This is a genomic window from Bacillus sp. TH50 (genome assembly GCF_016650565.1).
Taxonomy (GTDB): Bacteria; Bacillota; Bacilli; order Bacillales; family Bacillaceae_G; genus Bacillus_A; species Bacillus_A mycoides.
Window position 1 is genome coordinate 2,654,125 of sequence record NZ_JAEKFM010000003.1, and the last position, 17,069, is coordinate 2,671,193.

General features: G+C 34.2%; 17 protein-coding genes and 1 pseudogene. All 18 read right to left on the reverse strand.

Features of this window, described 5'->3' with window-relative positions; all coding sequences use genetic code 11:
- Positions 1 to 8 precede the first annotated feature (8 nt).
- Positions 9 to 1,445 carry a S41 family peptidase gene (locus tag JFU23_RS13955; RefSeq protein WP_012261984.1) on the reverse strand — a complete coding sequence of 479 codons (1,437 nt, stop codon included), beginning with the start codon at positions 1,443 to 1,445 and terminating at the stop codon, positions 9 to 11.
- 118 nt (positions 1,446 to 1,563) lie between these two features.
- Positions 1,564 to 2,457, reverse strand: coding sequence for a permease-like cell division protein FtsX (gene ftsX, locus JFU23_RS13960; RefSeq protein WP_002089596.1), 894 nt, complete (start codon positions 2,455 to 2,457; stop codon positions 1,564 to 1,566).
- A complete protein-coding gene (gene ftsE, locus JFU23_RS13965; protein ID WP_002016128.1) occupies positions 2,447 to 3,133 on the reverse strand; it encodes a cell division ATP-binding protein FtsE in 687 nt (228 codons plus the stop codon). Before ftsE ends, ftsX begins: the two co-directional genes overlap by 11 nt.
- Before the next feature lie 323 nt (positions 3,134 to 3,456).
- A complete protein-coding gene (gene cccB / locus JFU23_RS13970) occupies positions 3,457 to 3,780 on the reverse strand; it encodes a cytochrome c551 (RefSeq protein WP_002016129.1) in 324 nt (107 codons plus the stop codon).
- Between the two features lie 456 nt (positions 3,781 to 4,236).
- Positions 4,237 to 5,335 (reverse strand): peptide chain release factor 2 gene (gene prfB, locus JFU23_RS13975; protein ID WP_100248371.1). Its coding sequence is split into 2 segments (ribosomal slippage): positions 4,237 to 5,262 and positions 5,264 to 5,335, totalling 1,098 coding nucleotides; the frame shifts between segments, so codons are not numbered across the junction.
- A gap of 143 nt (positions 5,336 to 5,478) precedes the next feature.
- Positions 5,479 to 7,986: a preprotein translocase subunit SecA gene (secA, locus tag JFU23_RS13980; protein WP_201032115.1), complete on the reverse strand. Its 2,508-nt coding sequence runs from the start codon at positions 7,984 to 7,986 to the stop codon at positions 5,479 to 5,481.
- A 434-nt stretch (positions 7,987 to 8,420) separates the two neighbouring features.
- A complete protein-coding gene (locus JFU23_RS30940; RefSeq protein ID WP_002167387.1) occupies positions 8,421 to 8,543 on the reverse strand; it encodes a hypothetical protein in 123 nt (40 codons plus the stop codon).
- Positions 8,544 to 8,745: 202 nt separating this feature from the next.
- Entirely contained in the window at positions 8,746 to 9,273 is a 528-nt protein-coding gene (locus JFU23_RS13985; protein ID WP_201032287.1) for a hypothetical protein, read from the reverse strand.
- Positions 9,274 to 9,314: 41 nt separating this feature from the next.
- Entirely contained in the window at positions 9,315 to 9,953 is a 639-nt protein-coding gene (locus tag JFU23_RS13990; RefSeq protein WP_201032116.1) for an ATP-binding cassette domain-containing protein, read from the reverse strand.
- Positions 9,954 to 9,956: 3 nt separating this feature from the next.
- Positions 9,957 to 10,721: a hypothetical protein gene (locus JFU23_RS13995; protein ID WP_201032289.1), complete on the reverse strand. Its 765-nt coding sequence runs from the start codon at positions 10,719 to 10,721 to the stop codon at positions 9,957 to 9,959.
- A gap of 71 nt (positions 10,722 to 10,792) precedes the next feature.
- Positions 10,793 to 11,487 (reverse strand): annotated as a pseudogene (locus JFU23_RS14000) (hypothetical protein).
- Positions 11,474 to 12,262, reverse strand: coding sequence for a hypothetical protein (locus tag JFU23_RS14005; protein ID WP_201032118.1), 789 nt, complete (start codon positions 12,260 to 12,262; stop codon positions 11,474 to 11,476). The pseudogene JFU23_RS14000 and the gene JFU23_RS14005 overlap by 14 nt, the downstream one beginning before the upstream one ends.
- 31 nt (positions 12,263 to 12,293) lie before the next feature.
- Entirely contained in the window at positions 12,294 to 12,863 is a 570-nt protein-coding gene (locus JFU23_RS14010; RefSeq protein ID WP_098632001.1) for a hypothetical protein, read from the reverse strand.
- A 118-nt stretch (positions 12,864 to 12,981) separates the two neighbouring features.
- On the reverse strand, positions 12,982 to 13,467 hold the full coding sequence (locus JFU23_RS14015) for a hypothetical protein (protein WP_201032119.1): 486 nt from the start codon (positions 13,465 to 13,467) through the stop codon (positions 12,982 to 12,984).
- Positions 13,468 to 13,754: 287 nt separating this feature from the next.
- Entirely contained in the window at positions 13,755 to 14,297 is a 543-nt protein-coding gene (gene hpf / locus JFU23_RS14020) for a ribosome hibernation-promoting factor, HPF/YfiA family (RefSeq protein ID WP_002034758.1), read from the reverse strand.
- Positions 14,298 to 14,617: 320 nt separating this feature from the next.
- A complete protein-coding gene (cspC, locus tag JFU23_RS14025; protein ID WP_001990088.1) occupies positions 14,618 to 14,815 on the reverse strand; it encodes a cold shock protein CspC in 198 nt (65 codons plus the stop codon).
- 126 nt (positions 14,816 to 14,941) lie between these two features.
- Complete coding sequence (locus JFU23_RS14030) at positions 14,942 to 15,646, reverse strand: ComFC family protein (protein WP_201032120.1); 705 nt, start codon at positions 15,644 to 15,646, stop codon at positions 14,942 to 14,944.
- Positions 15,646 to 16,995, reverse strand: coding sequence for an ATP-dependent helicase ComFA (gene comFA / locus JFU23_RS14035; protein ID WP_201032291.1), 1,350 nt, complete (start codon positions 16,993 to 16,995; stop codon positions 15,646 to 15,648). Before comFA ends, JFU23_RS14030 begins: the two co-directional genes overlap by 1 nt.
- Positions 16,996 to 17,069: the final 74 nt, after the last annotated feature.

Consider the following 17,069-nt stretch of genomic DNA (forward strand, 5'->3'; position numbering starts at 1 on the left):
ATTCTTTCTTATTTCGCTATTAATTTCAATGCCGTCTGTAATTGTAAATCATTTTCTCCAGAACGGATTTTTTCAATGATTTTAGTTTGAATCGCTTCAGCTGTCTTTTTATCAAGTTGTCCTGTTGCTTCCATCTCATTCGCATTTTGGAATGCTTTTAGTGCTGATTCTGTCTCTTTGCTAAAGTATCCATCTTCACGTCCTGGTACATATCCTAAGCTCTTAAGCATTTCTTGCGCGTGTTTTACTTGTACATCATTTGAATTGTATGAAAGTGTCTTTTCAATTTGAATTGGTGTCGCATGATAATAATCTGGTTGCTTCACTTCTACAGTTGGCGCGATTCCTTTTTTATGAATCCAATTGCCATCTGGTGTTAACCATTTAAACATTGTTAATTTAATGTTGCTGCCATCTTTAAATGGAACAGCCTGTTGAACAGTACCTTTACCAAACGTTTTTTCACCAATTAAATCGTATCCTTCTCCTTCTTTTAGCGCACCAGCTAAAATCTCTGAAGCAGAAGCACTTCCGTTATCAATTAATACTGAAATTGGATATGACTTTCTCTCTTTCAGTTCCGTAGAGAATTTCTTCTTCTCACCATTTCGCTGTTCTACTTGTAGCATTGGCTTTTTATCTGTCATGATGTCTCCTAGTATATCTTCTACACTATTTAAATAACCGCCAGGATTACCACGCACGTCAATAACTAAGCCCTTTATGTTTTTCTTCTCTAGCTCTTTTAACTGATCCTTAAATTCTTTCGCAGTATTTTCAGCGAAAGAAGTAATTTGCATATAACCGATATCTTTTCCGCTATCTTGCTTTACAGAACTAAATACAGTGAAAATCGGAATCTTTTCACGCTTAATTTTAAATTCTATCGGATCAGCCACTCCTGCGCGCTTAATTTCAATTGCAACAGTCGTTCCTTTTTTACCACGAATTTTTAATACTGCTTCTTCACGTGATAAATCTTTCACACTATTTCCATCTACAGATAAAATTTGGTCATTCGGTTTAATTCCTATCTTTTCTGCTGGTGAACCTTTAATTGGCGATACGATAATAAGCTTACCGTCCGTCTTGTTCACTTCAGCTCCAATCCCTTCAAGTTCAGGATCCAGTGACTGACTAAACTGTTTTGCCGTTTCTTTATCCATATACGTGGAATAAGGGTCCTTCAGCGTAGACAACATTCCCTGTATCGCACCTTCGACTAATTTGTCGTCTTTCACGTCTTCCACATAACGTGAATCAATTAGTGCATACGCCTCATTAATCTTTACCAAATTCCCTTGCGCTGTGCCAGCATTACCATTCGATACTGTTTGCGTTACATACGCTGGGTTTATCCCAAACCAGTACATACCACCAAACATCCCGCCAGCACCAATTAAAAATGCAACAACCATTCCAATAATTGCAACTCTACGTTTCAATGCGGAATTCCCCTTTCCAGAACACACAGGTGGTGTAGCAAAAGGCATCACACGATGTGTGATGCCTTTACCTATTTCTACTATATGATAAGCTTGTACGAATTATGTTTGCAACTTTTTATACTTTTAAGAAGCGACGAATTGACATTACACTTCCCCACATACCGATTAATGCACCGATTAACATTAATAAACCAGCTAATTGGAATACGAATGGGTTGTATGGTAGAAGCTCGAAAATTGTTCCGCCAAGTTTTTCATTAAACACACCTTGCAACGAATTATACATAACTAAAATTAGGCCAATTGGAATAATTGATCCTAATACTCCTAGGAATAATCCCTCTAACAAGAACGGCCAACGAATAAACCAGTTTGTTGCACCAACAAGTTTCATAATTTCAATCTCAGTACTACGAGCATAAATTGTAATTTTAATTGTGTTAGAGATTAAGAACATCGCTGTGAATAGAAGACCCGCAATTAACGCAATCCCGATGTTACGACCAGTTTTTACAGTATCAAATAATTTTTCAACTTGACCTTTACCGTATTGAACATTACTTACAAACTGCATTTTCTCAATCTTTTTCGCAATTGTTGCCGTATCTGTTGGTTCTTTCGCCTTTACAACAAATACGTTTTTCAGCGGGTTATCTTGCTCAAATAACTCGAACGTTTTTCCACTATCGCCTAAGCTTTTAATTAAACGTTTCAACTCTTCTTCTTTAGAAGAATATTTAATAGAATCTACTTTCGCAATTTTACTCATATCTTCTTCTAATTTCTTTTGATCAGCTTCTTTTGCTGCTGGATCAACATGCACACGAATTTCTACATCTTGCTCTACTTTCGTCGCAAAATGGTTCATATTCATAATCGCTGTCAAAAAGACACCTACAAGTAATAATGTAACTGTTACTGCACTTACAGAAGCAAATGTCATCCATCCGTTACGGGATAGATTTTTCACACCTTCTCGCAAATGTCGACTAAGGGTTTTAGCCTTCATATCCGTATCCTCCCTCAATCTCGTCTCGAACAATTCTTCCGCCTTCAATTGCAATTACACGATGACGAATTGTATTTACGATATCTGCGTTATGTGTCGCCATAACAATCGTTGTACCACGCTCATTAATACGTTTAAAAATCTTCATAATATCAAGAGCTGTTTCAATATCTAAGTTACCTGTTGGCTCATCGGCAATTACAACCTTTGGCTTATTTACAATCGCTCTTGCAATCGCCACACGTTGTTGCTCTCCGCCCGAAAGCTCATTTGGAAGTGCATCGGCACGCTCTTCAAGACCAACAAGACCTAACACTTCTGTAACGCGCTCACGAATCGCTTCCTTCTCTTCTTCAATTACTTCTAAAGCAAACGCAACATTCTCATATACCGTTAATTTAGGTAGCAATTTAAAATCTTGGAAAATCACGCCTAATTGACGACGGAAATATGGAACATCTCTTTCTGCTAACGTTTCAATTACAAGTCCATTTACATTAATTGATCCTGTAGATGGCTTCTCTTCACGATACATCATTTTAATAAATGTAGATTTTCCGGCTCCACTCGGTCCAACTACGTATACGAATTCACCTTGTTTAATGTTAACTGTGAGACCAGCAATGGCTTTCATACCATTTGGGTACTCCTTATAAACATTCGTCATTTTTATCATTATTTATCACCCAATACTTAATGATTTTTTTAGAAATACTTTTCTGTACATTTAAAAATAAAAGAAAAGCCTTTATTTTCATTCGACCATTCTTGTTGAAGGTAGCTTCCATACATGCTTTTTATTAGCAACGCTACTCTATGTAATATATTTCATCAAAATTCTACAAACCCCATTGTAACATCAATCGGTTTCCAATTCGGATACAATTTTGTTACAGTTATGTTACATCCTAATAAAAGGTAAACGAGCTCATGTAATTACTTAACTCGAAGCACTTTTCGGTCAAGTTATACAATCAGCTCGTTTATTAATTACGTTTCTTATTTATGCTCCGCTAACCATTCAGCTACTTTTTTCGCATCTTCACCTTGAATAATTCCTGGTGACATTGAACCCCGGCCTTTTTCAATAATCTTTTCAATCTCTGCTGCGTCATATTTCTGTCCTACTTTTCGTAAATCTGGTCCAGTTGCTCCTGATAAATCTTTAGCGTGACAACCTATACAACTTTTTTGGTAAATTTGCTCTGCGCTATCTGTGCTTGCAGATTGTTTTGATGGTTTACTCTCTTCTTTATTTCCACATGCTCCTAAAGCAAAAACGACTGATGTCCCCAGCGTAATAGCCAACAATTTCTTTTTCACTTCTATCGCTCCCCATTGTTGATATTCTTTTCATTCATAACTAGGCAATAGTTTTCATAACACATTCAATATTCATTATAAGCATTATCTTTATATAGAAAAACTAAGGTGTATTTCATATTTTTCACAAATATAGTGAGAAGCCTAATAAAATAAGCTTTCATAAATTGTTTCAATTCTGTGAACACCTTAAAAAATTCTATAAAGAGCCTTTTTCTCCAATCAAAACTGAGAAATTCTATATAAAGTCCTACTCTATTACCACTTTGTTTTACTATTCTCTACCTTTTACAAAACAATATACGGCATTGTATTCTACATATAATCTCATCAAAAAGAGAAGTTGTCGTTTCCAACTTCTCTTCCTCTTTATTTCATCAATATAAATAAGATAAGCCTCTTTATATCCTCTTGGACCTCAGCATGTGCCAACAATTCTGTTGGCTTTTTCTCTTATTAAATACGAGAACGTAAATACGCATCAATAAACGGATTAATTTCTCCATCCATAACTGCTTGTACATTACCAACTTCTGTATTTGTGCGATGGTCTTTCACAAGAGAATACGGGTGGAATACGTAAGAACGGATTTGGCTGCCCCATCCAATTTCTTTTTGCTCTCCGCGAATCTCATCTAATTGTGCTTGTTGTTCTTCTAATTTCTTTTGATATAATTTCGCTTTCAGCATTTTCATCGCATGCTCACGGTTTTTAATTTGAGAACGCTCTGACTGACATGTTACAACCGTGTTTGTTGGTAGATGAGTTATACGAACTGCTGAATCTGTCGTATTAACGTGCTGTCCACCTGCACCACTTGCACGATACGTATCTATTTTCAAATCTTCTGTACGCACTTCAATTTCAACTTCATCATTGAATTCAGGTACAACTTCACAAGATACGAACGATGTATGACGACGACCTGAAGAATCGAATGGTGAAATACGTACAAGACGATGTACACCTTTCTCCGCTTTCAAGTAACCGTAAGCGTTATGACCTTTAATTAATAATGTAACACTCTTAATACCAGCTTCATCGCCCGGTAAGTAATCAACCGTTTCTACTTTAAACCTACGTTTTTCAGCCCAGCGCGTGTACATACGTAATAACATAGAACCCCAGTCTTGTGACTCTGTTCCACCTGCACCTGGGTGTAATTCTAAAATAGCGTTATTTTTATCATAAGGATCGCTTAATAGTAACTGCAGCTCGTACTCATTCATTTCTTGAATTAAAGTTTTCACTTCTGATTCTAGTTCCTCATGTAAATCTTCATCATACTCTTCTTTAAGTAAGTCATGCGTCATTTCTAAGTTTTCGAACGTCTCATCTAACTGACGGAACCTTCCAACCATATCTTTCAGCGCATTCGCTTCATTAATCACAGCTTGTGCGCCTTGTTGGTCATCCCAAAATCCTGCGCCCATCATCGTTTCTTCTAATTCTGCAATTTGTTTTTCCTTAGTAGGAAGGTCAAAGAGACCCCCTAAAAGCCGCTAATCTCTTAGCCATTTTTTCTAATTCTTGCCTAATTTCTACTAATTCCATTTCCTTCACCTCTATGTAATTGCTGTTACTTTCATATGAAAACAAGGGAAACTCTCCCCGCTTATTACGGAGAGAGTTTAATCCTTTTCATTATACATTTTTGATGTAAAAATTTGCAAAGCAGTCTAAACTACAGTTTCTTATTACTGCCCAATGCCACAACAGTTTTTATATTTCTTGCCACTACCACATTTACATAAATCGTTGCGTCCCATTTGGTCACCTTTTACAACCGGTTTTTTCTTCGCGTCTTCGTCATCGCTTGATGGATGAACAGCTTCACCTTGAACAACTTCTTGACGCTCTAAGTTTTGCTCAATTTCAGCTTTCATAATGTAACGAGAGATTTCCTCTTCAATAGAAGCGATCATCGACTCGAACATTGCGAACCCTTCCATTTGGTATTCACGAAGTGGATCGATTTGTCCGTAAGCACGTAAATGAATACCTTCACGAAGGTGATCCATTGCATCGATATGATCTGTCCATTTCGTATCTACAACACGGAATACAACAACCTTTTCGAATTCACGTGTCTGCTCTTCAGGTAGAAGCTTCTCTCTTTCGTTATAACGCTCTAACAATTTCGCGATAATTGATTCGCTCATTTCTTCTGGAGCAAGGCGACGTAACTCTTCTTCTTTTACATCTCCTTCTTCAAGAAGGTTTGTATTTAAGTAATCGACAAGACCTTTAATGCTCCAATCTTCTTCGATTTCTTCTTGCGTATGAAGTGCAACAGCACGTTCTATCGTAGATTTCATCATACCTTCAATAATGCTGCGTAAGTTCTCTGAATCCATTACTTCTTGACGCTGTTTATAAATTACTTCACGTTGTTGACGAAGTACATCGTCGTATTGCAATAGCTGCTTACGTGCATCATAGTTATTTCCTTCCACACGTTTTTGCGCAGATTCTACCGCACGAGAAACCATTTTACTTTCGATTGGCTGTGAATCATCCATACCAAGGCGATCCATCATCGCTTTCATATTGTCAGAACCGAAGCGGCGCATTAGTTCATCTTCCATTGATAAGTAGAACTGTGTTACACCAGGGTCCCCTTGACGACCAGAACGACCACGTAACTGATTATCAATACGACGACTTTCGTGACGCTCTGTACCGATAACTGCTAGGCCAACGTTTCTAATATCGTCGCCTAACTTAATATCCGTACCACGACCAGCCATATTCGTCGCAATTGTTACAGCGCCTTTCATACCAGCTTCTGCAATGATATCTGCTTCACGCGCATGGTTTTTTGCATTTAAGATATTATGACGTACACCTTTACGTGTTAACATTTTTGAGATAAGCTCTGACGTTTCAATTGCAACTGTACCAACAAGAATAGGTTGCCCTTGCTTATGACGATTTACAATATCCTCAACAACTGCATTGAATTTACCTTCCATTGATTTGAAGATTAAATCAGCACGATCATCACGAATAATATCTTTATTCGTTGGAATTACGATAACATTCATATTGTAAATACTACGGAATTCTTCTTCTTCCGTTTTCGCTGTACCAGTCATACCAGATAATTTTTCGTACATACGGAAGTAGTTTTGGAACGTAATTGTCGCAAGCGTCATACTTTCATTTTGAATTTCTACGCCTTCTTTTGCTTCAATAGCTTGATGTAAACCTTCGCTATAACGACGACCTTTCATAAGACGACCAGTGAATTGGTCTACGATTACGATTTCGCCTTCTTGTACAACATAATCTGTATCAAGGTGCATAACAACGTGTGCACGAAGCGCCTGATTAATATGGTGAAGAAGTGCTACATGTTTTAAATCGAATAAGTTATCGATATGGAAAGCTTTCTCAGCTTTCGTAATACCATCTTCTGTTAACATTACATTTTTCGTTTTCACATCAAATGAATATTCTTTTTCATTTTCTAATGTACGAACGAATGCATTTGCAAACATGTATAGCTCTGCTGATTTTTGAGCTTGTCCCGAAATAATAAGCGGCGTACGTGCTTCATCAACTAAAATAGAATCGACTTCATCGATGATAGCAAAATTAAGTGGACGCTGAACGCACTGCTCTCTATATAACACCATGTTGTCACGTAAGTAATCGAACCCAAGCTCGTTATTTGTGCTATACGTAATATCAGCAGCATAAGCAGCTTGTTTCTCTTCACGTGACATACTATTTAAGTTAATCCCTACAGTTAGACCAAGGAACTCATGAAGTTGTCCCATTTCGCTCGCATCACGTTGCGCTAAGTATTCATTGACTGTAACAACGTGAACACCTTTTCCTGTTAATGCGTTTAAATATACAGGTAAAGTAGATGTTAACGTTTTACCTTCACCTGTTTTCATCTCAGAGATATTTCCTTCATGTAAGGCGATACCACCCATTAGCTGTACGCCATATGGACGCATTCCAAGAACACGATTCGCTGCTTCACGAACAACCGCAAAAGCTTCAGGAAGTAGATCATCTACTGTCTCACCTTTTGTTAGACGTTCTTTAAATTCAATCGTCTTTCCTTTTAATTGTTCATCAGTTAGCGGCTTAATAGATGATTCTAATGCATCAATTTGCTCCACTGTCTTCTGCATACGTTTAATTTGGCGTTGGTTGACATCAAATACCTTTTTTAAAATACCGATCATAGGAAATACGCTCCTCTTTTATTAAAATAAAACTTCCGATTGCTTTCTTTTTCTCTTTACAATCAGTCGTTATAAAAATCAAATTTATCCCGCATTAACGGGCTGTAAAATCCCTATCTCAAAATTCAGCAAAAGCAAAAAATTAGGTATGGGATCAACTGCCCGTAAAAGCCCGATTGGTGAAGGCTAATAATCAGTGGGTGGGAAGAACCCACCACTGATTAAAGTTTCACTTTATGTTATGCCAATTTTTCTCCTAATTAAAAAAACTAAAATGTATAAACCTAATGATAATTGTAACACTTGTCTTATAACTATGACAACAATCGGCGGAATGTCGGTCCTTATATTCAGAAAAAGTTTTTATTTCATTCGTTTCAACAAATTAATAATTCTTTTCTCTATCTCTCTATTTCAAATTCATATTCCAAATTTCATATTAATTCTAAATAATATTCTTTCCCGTTCCCTTTAAAGAGAGTAGCTGGAATGAACATATTAGTAAGATTTAAGTCGACAATTACAAAAGCCAAAGATTTTGCCGGTGCAGCATCCATAGATACTCACACAATGCACAAAACCTTCAGCTTTTGATTTCTATAAACAATATCTATCATCATGTTGCAAAATATACTCAACCATAGCAATCAAAAAACAACCTTAAAATATATCGATATCACCAAAGTACTTAACACATTTTGTATAGATTTTTTCCTTTTTTAAAACTACACTTCAAGTTAATAATACCAATGCGTTTTATTAATTTATTGGTATTTCTAATTCATGATATTTCCCTTCCTTATCCTTCATAAAAGAAATGAATTTCACCTTAGTTGATTCGTTAGAAAAATTTTCATAATTTTTACCAGGGTCATCTCCTATAAAATAATTTGTCCCTATATATCCCCGTACTGTTTTACCCGCAGGTATGAAAGGATCAAACTGATATTTTTCAGGTAATTCTATTGAATAAGGAATTAAATTATAAAACTCTCCTATTTTAGAATAAAACATTGTATTAGAAATAGACTTATTACTAAGCAAGTTAATATCCCGATTTGTTGTATTTGTAATATTTAAAGGTAACACATACGTCACTACTTCACGGTCTTCATAAGGATCATAAACTTTTGTAGGATCAAGAGGATCAAGCGCATGAAACTTCACTCCTTGTCCATCTTCAAAAGCTCTATTAGATAAAAACTCATCTTTTACCACTTTATAAGATTCATTATTTTGATTTAATGTTTTAAATCTAAACAAACTAGCAAATGTACATAGCAACAGACACAATCCAATGATTATTAAGACATGTTTTCTTGTCACTATTAATCTACCAACTTTCCATTATTAACATGTACAATACGATCTACTATTTCATTATCTAGAACATGCACATCATGACTAGCTACAATAATAGTCGTCCCCTTAGATTTTTCTACTTTCAAAATATCCAAAATATCTTTTATCCCATCACTATCTAAAGCATTAGTAGGCTCGTCTAATAACAATAATTTTGGTCGTTCCATTAAAGCTTGTGCTATCCCTAAACGTTGTTTCATACCTAAAGAGTATCTTTTATACTTTCTCTTATCTGTTTTATCAAGTCCAACCCTTTGAATAATATTATAAATTTCCTCATCAGAAATTTTATTGTTAATTGATGATAAAAATTTCAAGTTTTGAAAACCAGTATACCCTGGAATAAAACTTGGATATTCAATCAATATTCCCATAGAATCTGGAAATTGCTTTTGTTTTCCGATTATTTCATTATCTACATAAACAAATCCAGAATTCAAACGCATTAACCCTGATATAGCTCGTAAAATCATCGTTTTGCCAGAGCCATTATGCCCCTTCAAAACTAAAAACTCGCCTTTTTTTACCGATAAACTAATATTATCTAACACAATATTTCCTTTTAATTTTTTCATCATACATTCACATTTAATATAATTGTCCATAAATTATTCACCTATCACATCTAGTTTTTTAAAACAAAAACTACCTAATAAAATCATTACAACAACAATTACTACTCCTATTAAAAGTAAATCATTACATTGAATAGATTGATTATTACCTAAAGTCAATTGAATTGAACTGTGATCAACAAAATACCAGCGATTTGGCATAACAAAAGAGCCTAAAAAATAAATACTATGAAAGAAAATAGACATAAATAGGTACATCAACATCAGTACAAAAACAATAGTTATTGGTATATAAAACGTTAAAAACTCAAAAATTAAAGCTAATAAAAAGCTTATGATTATTTGAATTAACATAGTACCTAATATGTTATAAGAAAATTGACTATATAAATTTAAAAAAGAATACTCGCCAAAAGAAAGCAAATAGTAAACAGTAAACCAAAGAAAATACATAACAATCCAAATACTAATTATATAAAAGAACAAAGATAATATTTTCGTTAACCAAAGAAAATGCTTCTTCTTAACACGAGGAAATAAATAAACACCATTCTGTTGAATATCTGAAAAAGCAAAATTCCCTACAAGCAACAAAGGAGTGATTTGAAAAAAAATCCAATAAAAAGGGATAGAAAATCGCCCCTCCTTATAAAAGTGAGATAAATCAACAAAGTCTACTCCATGAAAAAATCGATAAAAGGTAACATCTACTAATACAGGTTCTCTACCATTAATAAGAGACTGATTGTATAAAAAAGTAAATACAATCATAGCGTAAATTAAGAATAAAAAAGCCATTATCTTGATGGAATCTCTAAACCTTACATGTAAATCTCTTTTTAACAAATGATATAAAATCATAATGTAAACTAGATCACCTCTGTTTCATCATTCATAGAAATATAACTTTTTTAGATAAAATCCATACACTTATAAAAAAGATAGAAAAACATCCAAATAAACGTATAAATAAACCCGTAGCATCTTCAAACACATTTATATAAAAAGCATTTGTAAATAAAAATCCATGTAATATAAATCTATCTAGTAAAACAGCAGTGATCATACATATTATTGCAAGTAAACTAGGTAAAAATAATTGTAACAAAGCACTTATCATACATATAAAAATATTCGCAAATAATTGAATGCAAAATAATAATGGATAATTCACAGAAATACTATTTACAGCCATCATATTTGACATCCAAAATAACTGTAAAATCATACTCCCCGCAAAAAAACAAACGAAAACTAATAATTTTAAATAATATATAGAAACTAATTTCAATGCATTATTCACTCTATAAACAACATAAATACTAAAAAAATTCGACATAGAATATACAGAAAAAACGATGGTTAAAGGAATAAATATAGTCGATAAATTATAAAACGACATAACCTTATACAAAGTTTCCAATTCGTTCATTTTCTCTTTTACAATTCCAGGTTCAAAATAATTGAACAAACAACCAATGATACTGACATTAAGTAAAAAGAGAGTACTTAACCAAACATATTTCATCCTTATAGTTTCTTTCATTACATTAGAAAAGAACATGCTTCCTACTCCCCCGTAAATAAAGAACTACAGAACAAAGCCAAATACATAACAGTACACTAAGAAAAATTTGTAATTCGAAAAAGCCGAAGTCTTTAATTAAATAATCTTTAGGATTGAGAATCCCTTTTCCAATACCAAGCCAAAAAATATGTAAAACAAACGGAACTAAATAAATAAAATAAACTCGTTTTATAAAAAACGAAATTGATAAAGCCAAACTTGAAAAAACTGCACCGTATAAACCATTTAAAAATACATACATTAGAAAATATAAAGTAGGGTACTCATAATAAACCGTATTAAATTGAGCTGTTGGCGAAACAGTAGCAGCCATATAATTTAATATTGGGTGCGGAGCAACTGTTGGATAAGTCATTGCATATAAATAAAAATTAAATAGTAAAGGAAAACTTATAATAAAAAAAGATACAATAAAATTAATAAAATAAAGTAGCTTAAAATAATAACCTGTTCCCATTTTAGAAATAACAGGATAAATAAACCCATAATTTTTATCAGTTCTATAAATTCCGGCTACAGCCATCGCGGAAAGCATAGGAAATATAAGTAGATAAAACTCACCATAAAACGACAATCTATTAAAATGTAAAACATTGGATAAATATGGAGATACCTTTATAATCCCATCATCGTTAAATCCTTTAGTTGTTACACACATAGCAATATATTGAGCAATAACAATTATTAACATAATAAATAAAGACAACCAGAACATTCTACCTTTTAAAATCCTTCCTAAAAAGTAACTCATCTATAGCTCCTCCATAAACCATTAATTAAATTTAAATCTTTTTTAATATGAATAATTGATCCGCAACACCATAACATTTATTTTCTTTATTTAACCAAATGTAACGAAAAGAAACATTGGCTCTCTCTCCTTCAAATTTAGGAAACTCAACTTCATACTGATAAACACCATTTGCATCTTTTCTTTGCACACTCTTAACTTCTTGTTTCCACTGAATTACTTTTCCATCAATTTGTTCAATCCGTCCCAAAAGATACGTTGGTTTTTTCTTATTCGTAACACCCGTTAAAAAAACATAATAATTTTCTGGTATAACTCCTGACTTTAAATTTTTATCTAAAAGCTTATCTTCTATTGCAATATCATTTCTATCTATTTGACCTTGAAAGAAATCATTACCATTTTCATTCCCGAAAAATACTTGTTCATAAATAGTATTTTTCTTAATTTCTTGCAACTGAATACTTTTTAAATTTCCTTTTTCTGTTAAAGTATCTTCAATATTTACAATAGGTTCATCTACTTTCTTTTGACAAGAAACTAAGAAACTAATACTCAATATAAAAAAACAAACTAAAATATATTTTGAAATAAGTTTCATTACAGCTCCTCCTATTTTTAAAAATTAAATAGCAGAAAAAGTCGTATAATCTAGATTAGAAACTATACGACTTTTTCTAGCACTACAAAATAAATAATTTTAATTTATAATTTCTAAATCAATATTCAGTGTAAGGTCCACTAGGTCTTACACTATCAGGACTCCAAGCAGTAGGATAAGCATTATTTTCTCTAGAATAACCACCAAATCTAACAGGAACATTTTTCCCATAGTTTTCATATGCATAATTTTTGAAAAGATACGTTTTATATGGTTTCACTTCTCCTTCATGCTTATCTGAAACATTTACCCATTTTCTATCTTCTGCATTTCTATTTTTATCCGCCTCTGCCCAAACGTTGAAAGAACCACCGCCATTGTCACTATCCTTCACACGCATATACATAGAAGTAGAGTTCTCTTTAGCACGTGCAGTAGTATAATCATATGCACTCCAAAGTCTAAAGGTAAATTCCACATGATCATCCTTTGTATTAGCCTTAGTATCAGCCTTAGCCGGTTCGGTTAAAGCAAAAGTACTAGCTAAAATACCTAAAGATAAAATAGATCCAAACATAAAACGACTTTTTTTCTTAATACTCAATATAAACACCTCCGATAATTTGTAGCATTATATTGATTTTATTTTTTCACTGAAGGAATAAAATCAATCCTTATAATGCAATATTAGGATATCAAAACCAAAATGCACTATCAATTAATTTCAGAAGACTTAACATTTTTTTACAATTATAAAATTTTGTTAAATTAAACAAAATTAGTATGCTCATGGCAAGGAAATACTTGTAGAGATAATCACACTCAAAATCTCAATACAACCACTAAAACATATAAAAAAAGCGCAGCCATTTCGGCTGCGCTTTTGAATGATTATTTAGTTTCGATTAAACCATATTTCCCATCTTTACGGCCATATACAACATTAGTTTCATTTGTATCAGCATTTGTGAAGACGAAGAAACTATGTCCTAGCATATCCATTTGTAAGATCGCTTCTTCAACGTCCATCGGTTTTAAATCGAATCGTTTTGTACGTACAAGTTCTAATTCATCCTCTTCTACCGCATCCAGAACAGCTACTGCTTCCGGAAGGATAAAGTTAGTTTTCACAGAACCTTTCTCACGTAATTTACGGTTTACTTTTGTTTTATGTTTACGAATTTGTCGCTCAATTTTATCAACTACTAAATCAATCGCAGCGTACATATCGCTATTTGTTTCTTCTGCACGAAGTAATAAATCTGTAAATGGAATTGTTACCTCGATACGTTGCTTGTCAGAGTATACTTTTAAATTAACCTTAATCTCTGGGAATGTATCAAAATAACGCTCTAATTTACTTAGTTTTTTCTCTACATATTCCTTTAATGCTGGAGTTACTTCAATATTTTCACCACGAATGTTGAATTTCATAGATGAATTCCTCCTTTCAAGCCTATGTACTATAATTTCGACATTGGCTTAAAAACTCCTTCTAATTTTTTTAAAAAATTAGTGGAATTGCGATTTTTTTATCGTTTTTTGTTGAAATGAAAAGATGCATCGTTTCTATCTTTATTTTATCCTATTAACATCGTGAATAACGAATGTAACTGTGGACAATTAGTTACAGAAAAGAAACAACTTTTTGACAACTCCTCCAAAACAAAAAAGCCCTTGTTACGAGCAAGAGCTTTCGCCATCTATATAATGCTGCTAAAAATACAGCTCTATCTTTTCCAAAAACTTAACTTTTACAGTTTCACAACATTAGCCGCTTGTGGCCCACGTGCTCCATCAACAATATCAAACTCCACTTGTTGACCTTCTTCTAACGACTTATACCCATCTTGTTGAATAGCAGAAAAATGAACAAACACATCGTCACCATCTTCACGCTCAATAAACCCAAATCCCTTTTCTGCATTGAACCATTTTACTCGTCCTTGCATGTTCATTCCATTCCCTTCACTCTTAAAATCAGGGCATTCGCCCCATATTCTGACTATAACGAATGACAAGACTGTAAGTCAAAGAAGACCTGTCGTCTTTTTATTACTCCTTTCGACATCCACATATTAACCTCTACAAAGCGTCAAACAAGAAACCTCTCTCGCTCCTCGATCATACAAAAGGCTTCCAATTTGCCTAACAGTAATTCCTGTCGTATACACATCATCCACGATTAAAACATGTTGCTCATGAAACATCTCTTCTCCCTGAAAATAAAAAGGATTAACTCCCGATATCCTTTCTTTACGCTTCTTCTTACTTTGTTTTTCTGTTTCTATTCTTCTTAATGATGTACAAAACATTTTGATAGGCAAACAAGAAGCTAGTAACTCCGCTTGATTAAAACCACGCTCGTATTCTCGCTCTTCACTAAGAGGAACCGGAATGGCAACTGAAACATTCGCAAAATATTTTTGAAAAAGACTTCGAAAAGGCTGATGAAAAATATGCACTAATTCAGCATCTCCTCGAAATTTAAACTGTGCTAATATTTCTTTCATCCCTTCATCATACACATACAACGAACGATTTATGAGAGACGGAAACCCCTGCTCGTTCGTCCACCTTATGCAGTCCATACAAATATCCCCGTTTTTATATTCAGCTGGTACAAGTTCTAAAGGCCGACCACACGCCTTGCAAATATCTCCTATAATATAGGAAAGTTTTTGTTCACATCTATCACATATATACTTTTTATGAAGCTTAACAAAAAAAGTGTACCAACTAATCGCATATGAAATATACTCATCACAAAGTAGACAATGCATCAATCTATCAGTCCTTGTTCTTTAGCATTCTTATTCATACTTTGAATATGTTTTTTCGCACGCACCATCGCCTCTGTCTTTCCATAATGAAAATAGATAACATCTCCATGCGGTTCATCAGAGCTTCTGCCAGCACGCCCTGCAATTTGAACGAGAGCACTTTCTGAAAATATTTCTTCCTCAGCTCCTAAAACTGCAACTTGCAAATTTTTAACAGTTACTCCTCGTTCCAAAATCGTCGTTGTAACTAATAAAGGGATTTCTCCTTTTCTGAAAGCTGCTACCTTCTCTTTTCTCGCCGGATCTTCTGCATGCACACCGTCAACTTGATTGTTTAATGATTTTAATAACTGGCTAATTTCTTCTACATATCGCACATGAGGAACAAATAGAAAAATGGGGTATCGTTTCGATAAGTACAAATTTAACCATTGTAATAAAGTACGAGGAATTTTTTTACGTATAAGACCCTTTTTCCAATTTCCGCACCACCGAAATATCGGAACTGGCAATGGATGACGATGGTATCGCCCTGAAATAATAACCCCTTTTTGCTTACCACTTCGCAACTTACGCTTCCACTTTTCATCTGGAGTTGCAGTTAAATAAATACGTGCTGCCTTCTCTTTCATCGCTTCGCTTACTGCATGCTGCAACATCTTATCTGCATGATACGGAAAAGCATCTATCTCATCTACAATCATGACATGGAACGCCCTATAATAACGTAATAATTGATGTGTAGTTGCAACGATTAACGCCGCATCTTTTTCTCGGTCTAAACTCCCTCCGTATAAAGCAGCTACATTTATATTTGGAAACACTTCTTGTAATCTTGGTGCTAATTCAAGTACAACGTCCGTTCTCGGCGTTGCAATACAAACTCTTTCTCCCTTTTGTAGCGCCTCTGCAATTCCGCGAAACAACATTTCTGTTTTTCCAGCCCCGCACACCGCCCAAATAAAAAATGATTCTTTCTGCTTAACAGCGTCAACGACACTTTGCGCAGCTAACTCCTGACCAGCAGACAAAACACCTTCCCACTGTAACGGATTCAAATAATTTTCTCCTTGTATTTCAGCAATCCCGCGCACAAGTACAGCACATTCACTGACCCTTCCCATCGTTATACACTTACGGCAATACGCACATACTTCACTGCACCTTTTACATAGCAATGATGCAAATAGTCGCTGCTCTATATTTCCGCAGCGCTGACACATATATTTTGAAGACTTCTTAATTACCCCTTGTACACAAACGACGTCTCGATTCCTTTTCAGATGATCCAATTTATTCTGCAAATCTGAAGAGAGTTCTTCTAACAGTAACTGTCTACCAGCTAACATCATCAATAGCCACCTCCAGCACTACTATAAATCCTGCTCTTTATCTCGTAAAAACTCAAAAAAGCCGATAACCT

What these genes read in the sequence shown, in the direction of transcription:
- ftsE (WP_002016128.1), bottom strand. Translation starts at nt 3,133, where the DNA reads ATGATAAAAATGACGAATGTTTATAAGGAGTACCCAAATGGTATGAAA.
- comFA (WP_201032291.1), bottom strand. Translation starts at nt 16,995, where the DNA reads ATGTTAGCTGGTAGACAGTTACTGTTAGAAGAACTCTCTTCAGATTTG.
- ftsX (WP_002089596.1), bottom strand. Translation starts at nt 2,457, where the DNA reads ATGAAGGCTAAAACCCTTAGTCGACATTTGCGAGAAGGTGTGAAAAAT.
- JFU23_RS30940 (WP_002167387.1), bottom strand. Translation starts at nt 8,543, where the DNA reads ATGGATGCTGCACCGGCAAAATCTTTGGCTTTTGTAATTGTCGACTTA.
- JFU23_RS14005 (WP_201032118.1), bottom strand. Translation starts at nt 12,262, where the DNA reads ATGAGTTACTTTTTAGGAAGGATTTTAAAAGGTAGAATGTTCTGGTTG.
- JFU23_RS13990 (WP_201032116.1), bottom strand. Translation starts at nt 9,953, where the DNA reads ATGGACAATTATATTAAATGTGAATGTATGATGAAAAAATTAAAAGGA.
- JFU23_RS14030 (WP_201032120.1), bottom strand. Translation starts at nt 15,646, where the DNA reads ATGCATTGTCTACTTTGTGATGAGTATATTTCATATGCGATTAGTTGG.
- hpf (WP_002034758.1), bottom strand. Translation starts at nt 14,297, where the DNA reads ATGAAATTCAACATTCGTGGTGAAAATATTGAAGTAACTCCAGCATTA.
- JFU23_RS13995 (WP_201032289.1), bottom strand. Translation starts at nt 10,721, where the DNA reads ATGGCTTTTTTATTCTTAATTTACGCTATGATTGTATTTACTTTTTTA.
- secA (WP_201032115.1), bottom strand. Translation starts at nt 7,986, where the DNA reads ATGATCGGTATTTTAAAAAAGGTATTTGATGTCAACCAACGCCAAATT.
- cspC (WP_001990088.1), bottom strand. Translation starts at nt 14,815, where the DNA reads ATGCAAGGACGAGTAAAATGGTTCAATGCAGAAAAGGGATTTGGGTTT.
- JFU23_RS14010 (WP_098632001.1), bottom strand. Translation starts at nt 12,863, where the DNA reads ATGAAACTTATTTCAAAATATATTTTAGTTTGTTTTTTTATATTGAGT.